Source organism: Koromonas humicola (assembly GCF_059726255.1).
Map to the genome: position 1 here is coordinate 3,355,569 of NZ_AP040873.1, position 14,607 is coordinate 3,370,175.

General features: G+C 55.4%; 18 protein-coding genes. All 18 read left to right on the forward strand.

Translation table 11 applies throughout. The features are described from left to right. The first annotated feature begins 285 nt into the window (after positions 1 to 285). The 18 genes from AC6IZD_RS14665 to fliP all read left to right on the forward strand — a co-directional run bounded on the left by AC6IZD_RS14665 (position 286) and on the right by fliP (position 14,606). Positions 286 to 972 (forward strand): response regulator transcription factor, encoded by a 687-nt coding sequence (locus tag AC6IZD_RS14665; protein WP_497784066.1) that lies wholly within the window; start codon positions 286 to 288, stop codon positions 970 to 972. Continuing rightward, positions 969 to 1,574, forward strand: a complete 606-nt coding sequence (locus AC6IZD_RS14670; protein ID WP_497784068.1) for a sensor histidine kinase — start codon at positions 969 to 971, stop codon at positions 1,572 to 1,574. Before AC6IZD_RS14665 ends, AC6IZD_RS14670 begins: the two co-directional genes overlap by 4 nt. A gap of 59 nt (positions 1,575 to 1,633) precedes the next feature. Further along, entirely contained in the window at positions 1,634 to 2,818 is a 1,185-nt protein-coding gene (locus AC6IZD_RS14675) for a sigma-54-dependent transcriptional regulator (protein WP_497784069.1), read from the forward strand. 66 nt (positions 2,819 to 2,884) lie between these two features. Next, positions 2,885 to 3,718 (forward strand): AAA-type ATPase lid domain-containing protein, encoded by an 834-nt coding sequence (locus AC6IZD_RS14680; RefSeq protein WP_497784070.1) that lies wholly within the window; start codon positions 2,885 to 2,887, stop codon positions 3,716 to 3,718. Beyond that, the gene (locus AC6IZD_RS14685; protein ID WP_497784072.1) at positions 3,715 to 4,074 is read left to right on the forward strand and encodes a flagellar basal body rod protein FlgB; all 360 of its coding nucleotides are present in this window, start codon (positions 3,715 to 3,717) and stop codon (positions 4,072 to 4,074) included. Before AC6IZD_RS14680 ends, AC6IZD_RS14685 begins: the two co-directional genes overlap by 4 nt. Next, positions 4,071 to 4,520: a flagellar basal body rod protein FlgC gene (flgC, locus tag AC6IZD_RS14690; RefSeq protein WP_497784073.1), complete on the forward strand. Its 450-nt coding sequence runs from the start codon at positions 4,071 to 4,073 to the stop codon at positions 4,518 to 4,520. Before AC6IZD_RS14685 ends, flgC begins: the two co-directional genes overlap by 4 nt. A gap of 14 nt (positions 4,521 to 4,534) precedes the next feature. After that, positions 4,535 to 4,831: a flagellar hook-basal body complex protein FliE gene (gene fliE, locus AC6IZD_RS14695; RefSeq protein WP_497784074.1), complete on the forward strand. Its 297-nt coding sequence runs from the start codon at positions 4,535 to 4,537 to the stop codon at positions 4,829 to 4,831. Positions 4,832 to 4,840: 9 nt separating this feature from the next. Further along, the gene (fliF, locus tag AC6IZD_RS14700; protein WP_497784076.1) at positions 4,841 to 6,433 is read left to right on the forward strand and encodes a flagellar basal-body MS-ring/collar protein FliF; all 1,593 of its coding nucleotides are present in this window, start codon (positions 4,841 to 4,843) and stop codon (positions 6,431 to 6,433) included. Next, on the forward strand, positions 6,430 to 7,455 hold the full coding sequence (gene fliG, locus AC6IZD_RS14705; RefSeq protein WP_497784078.1) for a flagellar motor switch protein FliG: 1,026 nt from the start codon (positions 6,430 to 6,432) through the stop codon (positions 7,453 to 7,455). Before fliF ends, fliG begins: the two co-directional genes overlap by 4 nt. Next, a complete protein-coding gene (locus tag AC6IZD_RS14710; RefSeq protein ID WP_497784080.1) occupies positions 7,439 to 8,131 on the forward strand; it encodes a FliH/SctL family protein in 693 nt (230 codons plus the stop codon). The genes fliG and AC6IZD_RS14710 overlap by 17 nt, the downstream gene beginning before the upstream one ends. Then, positions 8,128 to 9,429, forward strand: a complete 1,302-nt coding sequence (locus AC6IZD_RS14715) for a FliI/YscN family ATPase (RefSeq protein ID WP_497784082.1) — start codon at positions 8,128 to 8,130, stop codon at positions 9,427 to 9,429. Before AC6IZD_RS14710 ends, AC6IZD_RS14715 begins: the two co-directional genes overlap by 4 nt. After that, on the forward strand, positions 9,429 to 9,905 hold the full coding sequence (locus AC6IZD_RS14720) for a flagellar FliJ family protein (protein WP_497784083.1): 477 nt from the start codon (positions 9,429 to 9,431) through the stop codon (positions 9,903 to 9,905). The genes AC6IZD_RS14715 and AC6IZD_RS14720 overlap by 1 nt, the downstream gene beginning before the upstream one ends. Positions 9,906 to 9,947: 42 nt before the next feature. Further along, on the forward strand, positions 9,948 to 11,510 hold the full coding sequence (locus AC6IZD_RS14725; protein WP_497784085.1) for a flagellar hook-length control protein FliK: 1,563 nt from the start codon (positions 9,948 to 9,950) through the stop codon (positions 11,508 to 11,510). Between the two features lie 20 nt (positions 11,511 to 11,530). After that, positions 11,531 to 11,815, forward strand: a complete 285-nt coding sequence (locus AC6IZD_RS14730; protein WP_497784086.1) for a flagellar hook capping FlgD N-terminal domain-containing protein — start codon at positions 11,531 to 11,533, stop codon at positions 11,813 to 11,815. Next, a complete protein-coding gene (locus tag AC6IZD_RS14735) occupies positions 11,815 to 13,044 on the forward strand; it encodes a flagellar hook protein FlgE (RefSeq protein WP_497784087.1) in 1,230 nt (409 codons plus the stop codon). Before AC6IZD_RS14730 ends, AC6IZD_RS14735 begins: the two co-directional genes overlap by 1 nt. A 109-nt stretch (positions 13,045 to 13,153) precedes the next feature. Then, complete coding sequence (locus tag AC6IZD_RS14740) at positions 13,154 to 13,468, forward strand: FliM/FliN family flagellar motor switch protein (protein WP_497784088.1); 315 nt, start codon at positions 13,154 to 13,156, stop codon at positions 13,466 to 13,468. Further along, the gene (locus tag AC6IZD_RS14745; protein WP_497784090.1) at positions 13,465 to 13,875 is read left to right on the forward strand and encodes a flagellar biosynthetic protein FliO; all 411 of its coding nucleotides are present in this window, start codon (positions 13,465 to 13,467) and stop codon (positions 13,873 to 13,875) included. The genes AC6IZD_RS14740 and AC6IZD_RS14745 overlap by 4 nt, the downstream gene beginning before the upstream one ends. Then, a complete protein-coding gene (gene fliP, locus AC6IZD_RS14750) occupies positions 13,872 to 14,606 on the forward strand; it encodes a flagellar type III secretion system pore protein FliP (protein ID WP_497784091.1) in 735 nt (244 codons plus the stop codon). Before AC6IZD_RS14745 ends, fliP begins: the two co-directional genes overlap by 4 nt. Position 14,607: the final 1 nt, after the last annotated feature.

Below are 14,607 nucleotides of genomic sequence, written 5' to 3' on the forward strand. Positions count from 1 at the left end.
TCAACACATCTGCTCACAATCGGGTTGAGCTACTAGGTCAGGAGTATTTGCCCTTAATCCCTCTCAGGTGCCAAGGCAAGCAGCAATTTAGGTTGGTGGGGGAAAGGTTTGTTGCTGGAGGCCCGCACGGCGCAATCTCCTGGGCTCTTTCCCTGTTGCTCGAATGGGAACGCATCCGGAACGGGAAGTGACACACGATAGTAAGCCCTGAAATTCTCAATCTTTGCTAAACATTTGCGACGCGACGCGTGATGCTTACCTTGTCAGCAGACACCGGAGTTCTTCATGCGAATCCTTGTGATAGAAGACGACGCGGCGCTTGCCTCCTACATTCGCAAGGGCCTCGAAGCTGAGCATTACGCCGTGGACGTTGCACTCGACGGCGAACAGGGTTCATTGATGGCCAATGACCTTGAGTACGACCTGCTCATCCTCGACCTGAACCTCCCCAAACTCGACGGCATTTCCGTACTCAGAAATCTACGCCCGAACAATCCTCAAGTGCCAGTACTCGTACTTACCGGACGCCCTCGTGTTGAAGACCGGATTCAGGCACTCGATAGCGGTGCTGATGATTGTGTCAACAAACCTTTCTCTTATTCGGAACTCTCAGCGCGGGTACGCGCCTTGATGCGTCGGGGACGTCCGACGGTGGAATCAGTATTGCAGGTTGGCGACCTGCTTCTTGATCGAGTGGAGCGCAAAGTAAAACGCGGTGGGCGCAACATTGAACTAACAACGAAAGAGTTCTCGTTGCTCGAGTACCTGATGCGCAACGCGGGGCGTCGCATCACTCGGTCGATGATCATCGAGCACGTCTGGAATATCAGTTTCGATACGAGCACAAACGTCGTAGACGTCTATATCAACTACTTGCGGAAGAAGATCGATGAAGGTGCCATTTCGCACCTGATACACACGGTCCGCGGCGTCGGCTATGAACTCAGCGACAAGCAAGGTGAGGTGGCATGAGTCGCGAACGTGAATTCATCAGCGAGACATTTCATGTGCTCGCACAGCCGATTACCGCGCTCCGCACCACGATCGAACTCGGTCTAAGCAAGGAACTGAGCGAGGATACCGCGCGAAACATCCTGGAAAGCTGCCTGGGGCTAATGGATCGACTCATGCAGGATCTCGCGATCTTTCGCGAACTATCCAGCTTGGATGATGTTCCGCCGCTTGATGCCCATGACAGTGAGGCAGTACTAGAGAGTTGCGTGGATGAAATGAGGGTCGTCGCGGAAGCAATGCACGTTCGTCTCACGATTCAGGCAGACGCATCAACTATTGAATGCAATAAGCCGAGTTTGAGGCGCGCGATGTTTGTGTTGCTCGACGACGTGATTGCCGCCGCAACTCCGGGAACCGAGATTTCGGTCAACCTTCGGCAATGCGAAAACGGAATGATTCTTCAGGTTCGTCCGGGAATGTCGCAAGGACAACGCCAGAAACTCTGCACGAAGCTACTAGAGTTCGCAGGTGGAACCGATATTCGCATAGAGCAACGACAAGTTGCGATCACATTTCAGCGAGAGTCCCTACAGACAACATCTCGCAATCCCCTTTCTTGATAAGCAGGTTTTAACTCTGCAGTGACGTGTTTCGAAGAATGAGGCCGTAGAACGAACCCATGAGCGCCGTACAGAATGCCCTCCACATATCACACCCAAACCCATCCATGCTGGTCGTCACTCCCAACAAGGAACTACGCCGACAACTTCTGGAAGGCCTGCGCAGGTTCACTTGCGCAATCGAAGCCGACACGGGGGCCCAATCGCTATACCTGCTGGAACGGCGTGGAGCGCGCATCGTGATACTCGATCGCAATCTGCCTGATTTGAACTGCGAGGAACTAATCGGTGTAATTGAACAGCAGTTCCCCGGAACGCAGGTGTTGCTGCTGGACGCAGCCACAGGACACGTCGAGTTGACGGACGACCTGCGCATAAGCCCCGCCTATGAGTGGCTTTGCGAAATCAACCAATCTGCTGCGCCGGCTGAAGGTCCATCGGCAGCGACCGACCACAACATGCCTTTGCCCGGCATCGTGGGATGCAGTGAAGTAATGCAGCAGCTAGCGACAACTGTGCGACTGGTCGCTCGTCACGACACAGCGGTGCTACTCACGGGCGAGACTGGCGCGGGCAAAGAACTCGTTGCGGAGGCGCTTCACACGTTGAGCCCACGTTCTGACAAGCCATTTGTGACCGTGAATTGCGCCGCGATCCCAGAAGCACTGGTCGAAGCCGAGCTGTTCGGACACACCCGCGGGGCATTCACCGGAGCGGTTCAGGCACGCCTGGGCAGGATTCATTCTGCCCAGGGCGGCACGATCTTCTTTGACGAGATCGGCGAACTACCGCTCGCGAGTCAGTCGAAGCTACTTCGATTCCTCGAGTGCGGTGAAGTGCAACGCCTCGGAACGAGCGACATCTTCAAGCTCGATGTGCGAGTAGTTGCGGCGACAAATGTGGATCTCGAAAAGCGAGTGCAGGAAGGATCGTTTCGCGAGGATCTTTACTACCGCCTGTCCGTCTTCCCGATCGAACTGGCGCCACTTCGCGAACGCCGCGAGGACATCGCGCTGCTCGCACGTCACTTCATCGCTCGCTTCTCTGGCATCGCATCCATTCAGCTCAGCGCAGAAGCAGAAGCCAAACTCACGGCTCACACTTGGCCCGGAAACGTTCGTGAGTTGCGCAATGTAATGGAACGCGCGTTCGTCCTCTGCAATGGTAGTCCTGTCATCGCCCCCGAGCACATCATGTTACGCAAGCCCGTGCGTTCTGTTCCTCAATTATCAGTAACTTCTTAGCTGCCGATGCCGACCTTGGCAATTCTCTTGCACCTGATTGGAAGAAAGATCGATCGAGGTCATTCGATGAAGGACTGGTACGTCATTCCGGAAGTTATAGGCAGCAATGCATCATTGCGGATGGCCGCTGTGCAGGCAATTGATGCTGTGGAGATGCAACGTCATTTTGTGGTCGAAGGCGAACCCGGCAGCGGACGGCGCATGCTCGCGCGTAGTGCATGGAACCATAGGCAGCCCGGCAGTCGGTCGCTCTTTACCATGGATTGCCGCATGTTTCGCGCTGATGGAGCCGAATCACTCCTGTTCGGCGAGCACGCGCACATTGCTCAAGGTGCGATTCAACTGGGCAAGCTCAACTTAACTGCCGGGGGCGGACTTCTACTTCTGCACGCAGAGATGTTGCCCAAGCAAACTCAGGAACGCCTTGCTTCGGCGCTTGATCAGTTCCAGTCGCGCTCACATAACGAAGGTATCCAGCTATTAATGACCTGCGCCTCGCCTGATAGCAACCCGCTTCTATTACACCCGAGGCTTGCTGGACATCTGCTGCGCATACAGGTTCCAGCATTGCGCGAGCGAGTAGAGGACATTCGCGCCATTGCGGAATCGTTTCTCCGCAACGCCTCTCCATTTGAGCAGATTCACTGTTCGCAAGCGCTGATAGACCGATTCTGCCGTTATGAATGGCCCGGCAACGTGACCGAGCTACGTTCAGTGCTTCGTCGATTGCTTCTCGCTCCACATGAAGGTCTGCTCGATGTTCATCACCTTTCCGAGTTGATGTGCCGCGACGATACCTGCTTCGCGCTGTTGCGCGATGCACCTTACCCCGCTGCAGACACATTGGATAGCAACTTTATTTTCCAGAATGTGGCCCCCAAAACGTGGAGCCTGCAATGAGTCTGATCGACACGCCCCTCATAGGCCGACTGAGCCGGGTGCTGGACACAACTGCGTACCGCAGCGGCGTTATAGCCGAGAACATTGCGAATATCGATACGCCTGGCTATCACGCACAAGACATCGATTTCAGAAGTCAACTGGATTCGCTCATGAGCGATGGTAGCCAGGCGGCCCAGCCTCGCACGGTCGAGGTCAGCGGACTCACTGAACGTCCAGACGGCAACAACGTAAACATGGATCATGAGGGGCTTGCGCTTGCTCAGACCCAGTTGCAGTTTCAGACCTGTGTCGCATTGATGAAGTCGGAAATTCATCGCCTCAGTGCAGCTATTCACGAAGGAGCTTCTCAATGAATCTGTTCGGCGTCATGGGAATCAGCGCATCTGGACTGAGCGCGGAGAGGACTCGAGCGGAAGTAGTGGCGAGCAACATGGCCAATGCCGAGAGCACTCGCACACAAGAGGGCGGCCCTTATCAGCGCAAAGAGGTCGTATTGCAGAGCGCTGCGCCGTCGAGTTTTCGAATGCAGCTCGTGGGCGCCTCGCAGTCAATCGCGAACACAAGCACGCCAGGTGGCGTAAGGGTACGCGCTATCGTGCCTGACAACTCTGCTCCGGTCATGCGCTATGAACCATCGCACCCCGATGCAGACAGCAACGGGTTTGTAGCCTATCCAAATATCAACCCCGTGTTGGAAATGGCGGACCTGATGGGCGCAGCCCGCGCATATCAAATGAATGCTTCAGCGATTCAGGCAGAGAAGCAAATGATTCAGCAGTCGATCGAACTCCTGAAGTAAGTCGTAGAGGTGATATGAGCATTCCTCCAATTTCACTAGGAAGCACAGCAGGCGTTTCCCTGTCCGGCGTCTCACAAGCAGCAACACCTGCAAGCAACTTCGAAGCGACGCTCAACTCGGCCATTGATCAGGTCAACGCGCTTCAGGCGACCGCCGAGCAAAAGGTCACGGGCATGCTCTCCGGAAGCGGACAGGATCTTCACTCAGCAACGCTTGCCGTGGAACGCGCAACGCTTGCCTTTGACCTGATGCTTCAGGTTCGCAACAAGGTCGTGAGTGCTTACCAGGAAATTCAACGCCTGCAGTTCTAAGACACAGTTATGAGCGAGTCGAGAAGTTTCGGGCAGGTTGTTACGCAAATGCGCGCATTCGTTACGAGTCTTACGCCGCGTCAGCGCATGCTGCTTGGTGGCGGAGCTGCGCTCGTAGCCGTCGTACTGCTTACCTTCGTGCACTTCTTGTCCGCCCCGGATATGGCTACGCTCTACTCCAACATGGAACTGGCTGATGCCCAATCCCTCGGGCAGCGCCTCGCGGCAAAGAACATCCGTTACCAACTATCGCCGGATGGCAAATCCGTCCTGGTGCCGTCGGACCAATTGGATAAGGCTCGACTGGAGATCGCTTCGCAACCGACGCCCAACAGCGGTCGCTTGGGTTTTGAGCTGTTCGACAAGACGAACTGGGCGACGAGCGATTTCGATGACAAGGTCAATTACCAGCGTGCCGTCGAAGGTGAACTGGAGCGAACCATACAAAGCATGAGTGGCGTCTCATCAGCGCGGGTCCACATCGTAATGCCGCCCGACTCCATATATTCGGGGCAAGAGCGACAAGCCAAGGCGGGAGTGATCCTCAAAGTGAAAGATCATCATGTTTCATCCTCGATGCGAATCGCCGTTCAGCGGCTTGTGGCGAGTGCGGTGGACAAGCTCGATCCGCAGAATGTGACGGTAGTAGATGCTGAAACAGGCGAGCGAGCGAACGATGTAACTGCCCAATCCGCAGGTGAAGAGCGTACCGCCGAGGAAGTGCTTGCCGATCGCCTGGTCCAGACATTAGCGCCCGTTGTTGGTGCCGACCATGTTCGTGCAACGGTACACGCCGAATTTGATCCGAGCACAGTTGAGGAGCAGCAAGAAAGCTATGATCCAGAGAAGACCGTAGCACTCACGATGCAAAGAACTGAAGAGTCAAATGGCGCTCCTAGGCCGGGAGGCGCAGCGGGAACGGCGTCAAACGTCCCCGGCGGAGGCTCTGCAGCCAGAACGACAGCCGGCGAAAATGTGGCACTTTCAAAATCAGAAAATGGCACCTACGCCGTCAACAAACTCGTACGGCATTCGACGCAACCGGCTGGGCGCCTGAAGAGGCTGGCAGTCGCAGTGCTTGTCGACGACAACTACAACCCCACGAACAAGGCCAATCCGCGTCAGAAGCGCTCCCCTGAAGACCTGAAGAACATTGAGGACATTGCAAAAGCTTCTGTCGGATTCGACTCGACCCGTGGCGACATACTGACCGTCGCGAACATGAGCTTTCAGATTGCGCCCGTGGATGCGCCCGCGCCTCCGGGATTGATCGAGAAGATACGAACGGGCCTGATCGAATGGAACAGTTATGTCCGAATGGCATCACTGCTATTGATTTTTGTGCTCACGTATTTGGTCATACTCCGGCCAGTCAAGAAACAGATCATGCACTCGTTCGCCGCCAACGGAAGACAGGCTCGCCCGCAACTGAACGCGGAGAGTGCCACAGGCGCACTGGGCGGAGATGCAGGCGAGTTCCCCGCAGGTGAGCGTCCTCGGCTTTCGCAACTTAAGGACGAGATCGCGACGCGAGTTAAGCAGGAACCTGCATCTGCTTCGCGCCTTGTCCAGAGTTGGATTCGCGATGGTGAACGAAGATGACTCAGCCTTCGCTTCCCGCCACAAACTCTGGAATACGCAAGGCGGCTGTGCTTCTAGTGTTGCTTGGCGAAGAGGTCGCCAGCCTCATCTTCCGCAATCTCAACCAGGACGAACTACAGCGTGTAACGCAAGAAATCGCGGAGATGGGGACAGTTGATCCGGAAGAGGCCACTACCATTCTGGATGAGTACTACAACCTCGCGGTCGCTCAGGAGTACGTTGCGCAAGGCGGAACAGAATACGCGCAGCGACTCTTGGTGAAGACTCTCGGCGAAGAGGGCGCACGCGCCATGCTCGATGCCGTCACTCGCGCCCAAGAGCTAAGCGCGAGTCAGCTCGACTCGCTCCAGAAAGCCGATCCACAACAGCTTGCCAAGTTTTTGCAAGGCGAGCATCCGCAGACGATCGCACTCATCATGGCTCACCTCGATCCCAAGCAGGGTTCGGCGCTGCTAATGAAACTCAGCGAGGAAACCCGTGCCGCGGCAGTAAAGCGATTGGCCGAACTGCGACAGTTCTCACCCGAGATGGCACAAAAGGTTTCCGTCGTGCTGCACCGCCGCTTGCAGGCCCTCGGCGAACAGAGTCGCCGGGCCTATGCAGGATTCAAAGGAGTCGCCGATCTACTGAACCGCATGGACCCAACATCCGCAAAAGGGATTCTCGAGCTGATCGAGCACGACGACACGAAACTCGCAATGAGCATTCGCAATTTGATGTTCACCTTTGACGACTTACTGGGAGTTCCCGACGTGGGTATTCGCGAGTTGCTGTCGCAAATTGACAAGAAGACGCTGGCACAAGCTTTGAAAGGTGCGTCTACTCAACTGCGCGATCACCTATTCAAATCCATGTCGTCACGCGCGGTCGAGATGCTCAAAGAAGACATGGAGACTCTGGGCCCAGTCCGCGCAAAGGATGTACTCAAGGCACAGCAGGAGTGCGTTGCCGCCGCGCGAAGGCTTGAGGCACAAGGAAAGATTCAACTGAAGCAGGAGACTGAGGATGAACTCATCGTGTGATCAAGCGAATCCAACCTCAAACGAGCTTGCAACTGCATCGTACCCAGCCCTTGTTTATCCCGACGAAAATGCGGCAACCATCTCATCCAGGGAGGCTGCCGAAACATCTCTCAGCACTGCCATAGAAGAAGCAGATCGGTCGCATAACGCCGTTGAACTGGAAGAAAGACTTGATGAACAGCGGCGCGCACTTATGGAGCAAGCTCAACGTGAGACATCTAATAGGCTCGCTCGCGTTCGTGCGGAAATCTCCAAAGGCCTTGCCGAGTTTGAGCAACAGCGGAACAAGTATTTTCGCCAGGCCGAGAAGGAAGTAGTAGGACTTGCGCTTGCCATTGCAAAGCGCCTCGTTAGACGCGAGGTCCAGATTGATCCTCAACTCATGAGCAGCCTTGTTCGATACGAACTGGAGAAGCTCGATGCTCGCACTCACGTTTGTCTCTTCGTAGCTCCCGAGAGTGCGGATCAGTGGCGCGCGGTCATGGCTGCGGCCGAGCATGAATTCGAAGTTCAGGAGGACAAGTCGCTTTCTGCCGATGAGGTGCGCATTGAAACCGAGCTCGGCGCGACAACGCTCAGCTTTGAATCCGAGCTTAAAGAGATCGAGCGCAGGTTTTTCGATTTGCTATCCAACCGCGCAAACTTCGGCGACACGCTGTCGGGCCTCGTGCAATGATCCTCGACTGCTACCATCAGGCGCTCAATGACATTCCGGCTCGCGTCTGGAGCGGGCGAGTCTCAAAGGTAATCGCGGGCGTTGTTGAATCGAAGGGTCCGTACTGCGCCCTTGGAGATTGCTGCGCAATTCGCGATCGATACGGCAATACCTTCGACGGTGAGGTTATCGGGTTCCACGGATCGACCGTACTCTCGATGCCGCTTGAACCCGCTAGTGGCGTGCGCTTTGGCGATGCAATCTCAACATGGGGTGCACGTCCCACAATCCGAGTTTCGGAAGAGATGATCGGACGAGTGCTCGATGCTCGCGGCAGAGTCCTAGATCCAGGCGCCCCACTCTCGGGCGGCGAAGCCATGAGCCTGACTCCTGCCGTCCCCGATCCATTTCGTCGTGAACCAATCAAGACCGCAATCGGCACGGGCGTTCGCGCCATTGACGCGTTCCTTACCTGCGGCCGCGGGCAAAGGGTCGGGATTTTCGGAGGAAGCGGTGTTGGAAAAAGTACTTTGATGGGCATGATGGCCCGCGGTACTTCGGCTGACCTTACTGTTGTCGCGCTCATTGGCGAGCGCGGACGCGAAGTGCGCGAATTCCTTGAGGATGCCCTCGGCGAAGAAGGCAGGCGGCGATCCATAGTCATCGTCTCAACATCTGATCAGTCGCCGCTGCTGCGCATTCGAGCGGCACAGGCTGCTCACTCCGTAGCGGAATACTTTGCCAATCGCGGCAAACAAGTGCTGCTCGTGCTCGACTCCATCACTCGATTTGCAATGGCACAGCGCGAAATCGGACTCGCCACCGGGGAGCCCCCGACATCCAAAGGCTACACACCATCTGTCTTCTCGCTGCTGTCCCAAATGGTTGAGCGCGCCGGGAACTTTCGAAGCGGTTCGATCACCGCCTTTTACACCGTGCTCATGGAAGGCGATGACCAAATGGATCCCATCGTCGATGCTGTTCGCTCGCTGCTCGACGGCCATATTCTGCTCGACCGCAAATTGACTTCAGCTGGCCAGTATCCTCCCATCCATTTGCTCGACAGCCTGAGTCGTCTGATGCCCGCTGTGTGTTCCAGTGAGCACCTGACAAAGGCACAGCGACTCCGGCAACGCCTCTCACACTTCACCCAGTCCGAGGATCTGATCAGGATCGGCGCTTATCAGAAGGGTGCTGATCCCGAGTTAGACCTTGCCATGAGGATCGTTCCGAAATTGCGTGCCTTCGCTCGGCAGCAACCGCTCGAGCGTGCAGAACTTCGCAGCACCATTGACTCGTTGCTAGCCCTGGAAGACTGATGACATTTCATTTTCGAGTTCAGAATGTGCTGCGAATCCGGCAAATGCTCGAGCACCAATCGCGCGAGCGCCTGGAGCAAACTTTGTCCCAGATACGCCGCATGGAAGAGAGCACCGCCAACGCGGCCCAGTGGATACAAGAAAGCACAAGCCTTCGCCCAGCCAACACTGAAATACCCGCGGCAGAGATACATTTCATGCAATCTGTATTGCGTCAGGCAAAGCAAGCAATTGCCTATTGTGATCAACAGAAGCAGGCACAGGAAGCGGTTGCGGCTCGCTTAAGGAGTGTTTATCTTCGTGCTCGCCGTGACTTCGAAACTTTGGAAGGTCTGCGCGACCAGGCTCTGCGTCATTTCATCTTCGAACAGGAGCGCCGCCAACAGGCTGCACTCGACGAAGCTTTTCTTGCGAAATCTCGCAGGTCCTCCGCGGTTACCGACTCTGACTTAGTCCATGACAAGAATCTAACCTAGCGTCGTCGTGATTGGACTCCCAAATGCATCTTCTCACGATGCATGAGCACGTTGCCTGTCATACCAACTGTCACCACCGCCGGAAGTGCGCTCCCCGACGCTGCGCATTCGACCACAGGTGATCCATCCCAATTCCGCGCGGCACTTTTGTCCGCCACGCAGGATGACCCCGCGACCGGTACGGCTGCACCAACAACGTGCGGCGGTTCCATCTCCAAAACGCAGATGTCAAACAACTCCGCGCGAGTAGAGATTCCCAACTTTGCCGAAGTCGTGTCGGCGGGCGAAATGCCAGTGTCCAGCACCGATCAAGCTCCCGACTGTTCAGAACCCAAACATAAGACCACGAAGGAATCCACCGCACGGCCCGCGAGAGACAGAAAAGAAGAGGATGTTGAGGTAGATCAAAAGTGCCCGAAAACAAGCAGCGAAGCCGCCTCTCCTGCCGTACAAGTACCGTTCGCTCCTCCGCCAACTATTATGCAGAAATCAGGCTTCTCTAACTCTGCGCAACCGCTTGAAACAGTTACGCCCCAGGCATCGGATTCCATCGGAGCTCCGACGGATTGCGCGAGCGCAACTGCAGTGTCCAGCACTCTATCTGTGTTGACGGCACAATCTGAATTGGCCGGGGATGGTTCCAACACGTCACATCGCGCGAAGGCGGTCTCTACAGCAACCGATTCCGCTCCGGATCTAGCGCCTGCGACTACTCGCATTTCTTTCCCAACTCCTACTCACGATACGGGCGTTAGTAAGAACGAAGTAAACCCAACGAACCGTGCGCAAGAAGAGCACGAGGGCACCGCGCCTGGCCTATCTCTCACTCAAATTCCACACCAGGTTTTCGTCAGCGAACGCAAACCAGGTCGAATAGAGTCAGCAGCGAAGGGTATGACAAAAGCGACTGACGCTCGCAAACTCGCTGAGCAAGTACGCGAGCAGTCCCCTCAGGCCGACACTTCGCAAGCAGCACAGAAGAATGCTGCGTCTTTGCCGAATGCTGTAGTTCTTGGACACCAACTGACATCGTCGCCGCACGCGTCTGATGCGCCACAACAGGTACTCTCGCAGGCACGCACAGATTCTCCGCTCCCGGTCTCGATCCCCTCCAATGCGCCTGTACCACCAACAGAGCACGATTTTGACAATTCGCGGACGAAGCTTTCTGCGTACCCGATTAGCGATCCACCGCAACTGGTGAAGTCTGGAGAGCTTCATGTAAGGACGACGAGCAGTGAGTTGAAGATCAGCGTCCAATTACCAGAGCTAGGCAAGGTCGATGTGCGTGCCGTCAGTTCGCATGACCTAACTACTGCACACATCACCACGTCGCACCAGGACGCTCTCCAAGTCCTTGCAACAGAGCGCAGCGTTCTTGAGCATGCGCTTCAATCGCGCGACACCATTCTGGGCTCGTTGAGTTCGCAACCACAAAACTCTCACTCGCATAGTCAGTCCAGTGGACAGCACGGAAATCAAAACTACCCCGGCCCGAACATGCAAACTACGTCGCAGCGGATCAATTCAGACTCCGATTCGTCCGACAGCCCCGGAGCCACAAACATCCTGCCGGACTACTCGCGTATCAGCATTCGAGCATAGAGATTCAAGGAGAAGCCGTAATGAACATCAATCCCATTTCATATGCAGCCACTAACTCCTCAAGTACTTCGACTAGCTCCACTACAAGTACCGCTGACACAACCAGCATGTTCATGAAATTGCTCACCACCGAATTGCAGTCGCAGGATCCAACTCAGACCATGGACCCCACGACGATGGTCACCCAGATGGTGCAGATCAACCAATTGAATGATGTTGCCGGAATCTATTCACTTCTGCAGAGCCAATCTGATGCGAGCACTGCGGCCACGCAGTCCGCGCGTAGCGCCGTTGGAGAAAAGTAATGCCCAACTTCTCAATTCCACTATCAGGACTTACTGCAAGCTCAACTGCACTCTCTACGATCTCGAACAATCTCGCTAACCTGAATACCACGGCGTACAAGGGTGTAAGCGTCAACTTCCGCGATATGTTCTATCAGTCCCTCGGCACGAGCGGTTCTGGAGATCAGATTCAGGTTGGCGCAGGAAGTGCGATCGCCTCGGCTAACACGAACTTCACCGGCGGCACCACACAATCGACTGGCGTGAATACCGACGTAGCCATTACGGGCAACGGCTTCTTCGTTGTACAGAATGGCGACCGCACGCTGTACACACGCGCAGGGGATTTCACACGCAATTCAAGCGGATACCTGGTCACAGTCGATGGATACCAGGTGATGGGGTATCGCGCCACAAACGGCGTCATCAACACAAACGCGGGACTTGGTCCCATCCAGTTGCGCGATGGACTGATAAATCCGCCCTCTTCAACTTCGAGCATGTCGATGCAAACCAATCTCAGCTCTGATGCAGCGGTTGGAGACACATACAACACCAGTGTCACCGTCTATGACTCACTGGGCACGCCGCATGTACTCGGGCTCACATTCACCCGTACGAGCACTGGCTGGAATTACGACGCTACACTTCCTAGCAGCGAAATCTCCGCAGCAACCGGTACCAACACCACTGTGCAAAGTGGTGCTCTCACCTTTGACAACAATGGCACGCTTACAAGCAAAGCTCCAGTTGCGTTCGACATTGAGAATCTCGCTGATGGTGCGAGCGCATTGCAATTCACCTGGAACCTTACAGACAGCGCGGGACAACCCCTCCTTACTCAGGTGTCCGGCGCAAGCGGCACTAGCTCGACGCATCAAGACGGATCGACCAGCGGCACACTTACAGACTTCTCGATTGGATCGGATGGCACCATCACTGGATCGTTCACAAATGGGACGAAGATACTCGGGCAAATTGCGCTGGCGAACTTTGGCAATCTCGAAGGACTCAGCAAGCAAGGCAACAACAACTATGCCTCCACGATTTCTTCCGGTGCGGCCGTGGTCGGAGCGCCTGGCACGAGTTCTCTCGGAACTCTCACCGGCAAGTCCCTGGAACTCTCAAACGTTGACATGTCTCAAGAGTTCTCAAACCTAATCATCGTCGAACGAGGGTTTCAGGCAAACGCAAAGTCGGTGACAACCTTCGATCAAATCACGCAGGACACCATTAACTTGATTCGATAGCGCTCCCCCATGCGGGCCCCGAGTAAGTAATCAAAGGGGTCCGCCCTTCCTTAGAACATTCTTACCAAACCGTTTGCAAATCGGCCCGGCAATTGCACCCGCTCAGTTTGTGCCAACTGAAGCTACGAATTCCGAAAGCTCGGAACACGCCACTGCACTTGCGTTGGGCAGCAGCACACTTGTACCGAGCACAAAGAAGGACTGGGAACCTTTTCAGTCCCTGCCATGCCAACTCTCGCTCGAAATTCCTGTGCCCGGTTTTACAGTGTCCACCTTGCTGCGGCTCTCATGCGGAGACGTTATCGACACGCATTGGCTTCAAGGAGCTGATGTGCCTTTGCGAGTGAACGGAAAGCTAATCGGCTGGACCGAGTTCGAAGTCATCGAAGATACGTTGGCAGCCCGTCTTACACAAATCGCATGAAACGTAATCACCCATCCAAAGCACGTCACCAGAACGTTCCGTCGCAAGCCGCCAGCATGCCTCGCAATTACGAGATGCTGACTTTCGAAGATCAGCTAGACAACTCTTCTTCCGGATGTAGTCAGCGATCAACTTTCCATCACTTTGTAGGACAAGCACAGCACGCGATCGCTCACCTTCTTAAGTACACCTGCAAAGCACTTCTAAAGCGCCGACAAGCTCGGCGTTCTCTTTCGTTGCTTGAAATGCAGCAACTCGGAGAAAAGAGATTTGTCGCAGTCATCCGTGTGGGCAGGCAGAAGTTTTTGGTGGGTGGCGCTCAGGGATCCGTCTCACTGCTGGCTGAGCTTGATTCACAGCGAACCGAGATCGGCGCTCCTCATCCGCTCGCGCAGGAGACTGCATGAGGCGCCTCTCTTCGATTGTTGGATTCGTGCTTCTATGGTCTTGCTCTGCGTCGGCGCTTGCCATTCCAGCAGCCACCACGCCACCACCGATCATCAACATCGCCGGCGGACAAGCTCCGTGGACTATCGTTGTCATCCTGACTTTCCTTACCCTGATCCCCGCACTCTTGCTGTCCATGACGCCATTTATGCGGCTGCTGATCGTGTTCCATTTTCTTCGACAGGCTCTCGGGACGCAGACTACGCCGACAAATCAAACGCTGATCGGACTCGCCTTGGTTCTAACCTTCTTTCTCATGCAGCCCGTTGGCGCGGCAATTCAGCAGCAAGCAATCGTTCCGCTTGAACAGGGGCGCATCACGCCGATCGCGGCTGTCGAAATCGGCTCACGTCCGGTGAAGAGCTTCATGCTGCGCTATGTGCGACAGAAGGACGTAGCCCTTTTCCTGGAACTTGCAAAGGAGCCTCGCCCCAAGACACCCGATGACCTTTCAATGCGGGTTGTAATGCCCTCCTATATCCTCTCCGAGCTCCGTGCCGGATTTCAGATCGGCGCCGTGTTGTTTCTTCCCTTCCTTGTGATCGACATGGTCGTCGCTTCCATCACGACCTCCGTCGGAATGATGCAACTGCCGCCTGTCGTTATCTCGACTCCACTGAAGCTCTTACTGTTCGTCATGGTCGATGGCTGGAACCTGCTCATCGGCTCACTGATGCGCAGCTTCAACTGAT

Excerpts from the sequence above, each read along its gene's own strand:
- AC6IZD_RS14665 (WP_497784066.1), top strand. The coding sequence starts at position 286 with ATGCGAATCCTTGTGATAGAAGACGACGCGGCGCTTGCCTCCTACATT.
- AC6IZD_RS14670 (WP_497784068.1), top strand. The coding sequence starts at position 969 with ATGAGTCGCGAACGTGAATTCATCAGCGAGACATTTCATGTGCTCGCA.
- AC6IZD_RS14675 (WP_497784069.1), top strand. The coding sequence starts at position 1,634 with ATGAGCGCCGTACAGAATGCCCTCCACATATCACACCCAAACCCATCC.
- AC6IZD_RS14680 (WP_497784070.1), top strand. The coding sequence starts at position 2,885 with ATGAAGGACTGGTACGTCATTCCGGAAGTTATAGGCAGCAATGCATCA.
- AC6IZD_RS14685 (WP_497784072.1), top strand. The coding sequence starts at position 3,715 with ATGAGTCTGATCGACACGCCCCTCATAGGCCGACTGAGCCGGGTGCTG.
- flgC (WP_497784073.1), top strand. The coding sequence starts at position 4,071 with ATGAATCTGTTCGGCGTCATGGGAATCAGCGCATCTGGACTGAGCGCG.
- fliE (WP_497784074.1), top strand. The coding sequence starts at position 4,535 with ATGAGCATTCCTCCAATTTCACTAGGAAGCACAGCAGGCGTTTCCCTG.
- fliF (WP_497784076.1), top strand. The coding sequence starts at position 4,841 with ATGAGCGAGTCGAGAAGTTTCGGGCAGGTTGTTACGCAAATGCGCGCA.
- fliG (WP_497784078.1), top strand. The coding sequence starts at position 6,430 with ATGACTCAGCCTTCGCTTCCCGCCACAAACTCTGGAATACGCAAGGCG.
- AC6IZD_RS14710 (WP_497784080.1), top strand. The coding sequence starts at position 7,439 with ATGAACTCATCGTGTGATCAAGCGAATCCAACCTCAAACGAGCTTGCA.
- AC6IZD_RS14715 (WP_497784082.1), top strand. The coding sequence starts at position 8,128 with ATGATCCTCGACTGCTACCATCAGGCGCTCAATGACATTCCGGCTCGC.
- AC6IZD_RS14720 (WP_497784083.1), top strand. The coding sequence starts at position 9,429 with ATGACATTTCATTTTCGAGTTCAGAATGTGCTGCGAATCCGGCAAATG.
- AC6IZD_RS14725 (WP_497784085.1), top strand. The coding sequence starts at position 9,948 with ATGAGCACGTTGCCTGTCATACCAACTGTCACCACCGCCGGAAGTGCG.
- AC6IZD_RS14730 (WP_497784086.1), top strand. The coding sequence starts at position 11,531 with ATGAACATCAATCCCATTTCATATGCAGCCACTAACTCCTCAAGTACT.
- AC6IZD_RS14735 (WP_497784087.1), top strand. The coding sequence starts at position 11,815 with ATGCCCAACTTCTCAATTCCACTATCAGGACTTACTGCAAGCTCAACT.
- AC6IZD_RS14745 (WP_497784090.1), top strand. The coding sequence starts at position 13,465 with ATGAAACGTAATCACCCATCCAAAGCACGTCACCAGAACGTTCCGTCG.
- fliP (WP_497784091.1), top strand. The coding sequence starts at position 13,872 with ATGAGGCGCCTCTCTTCGATTGTTGGATTCGTGCTTCTATGGTCTTGC.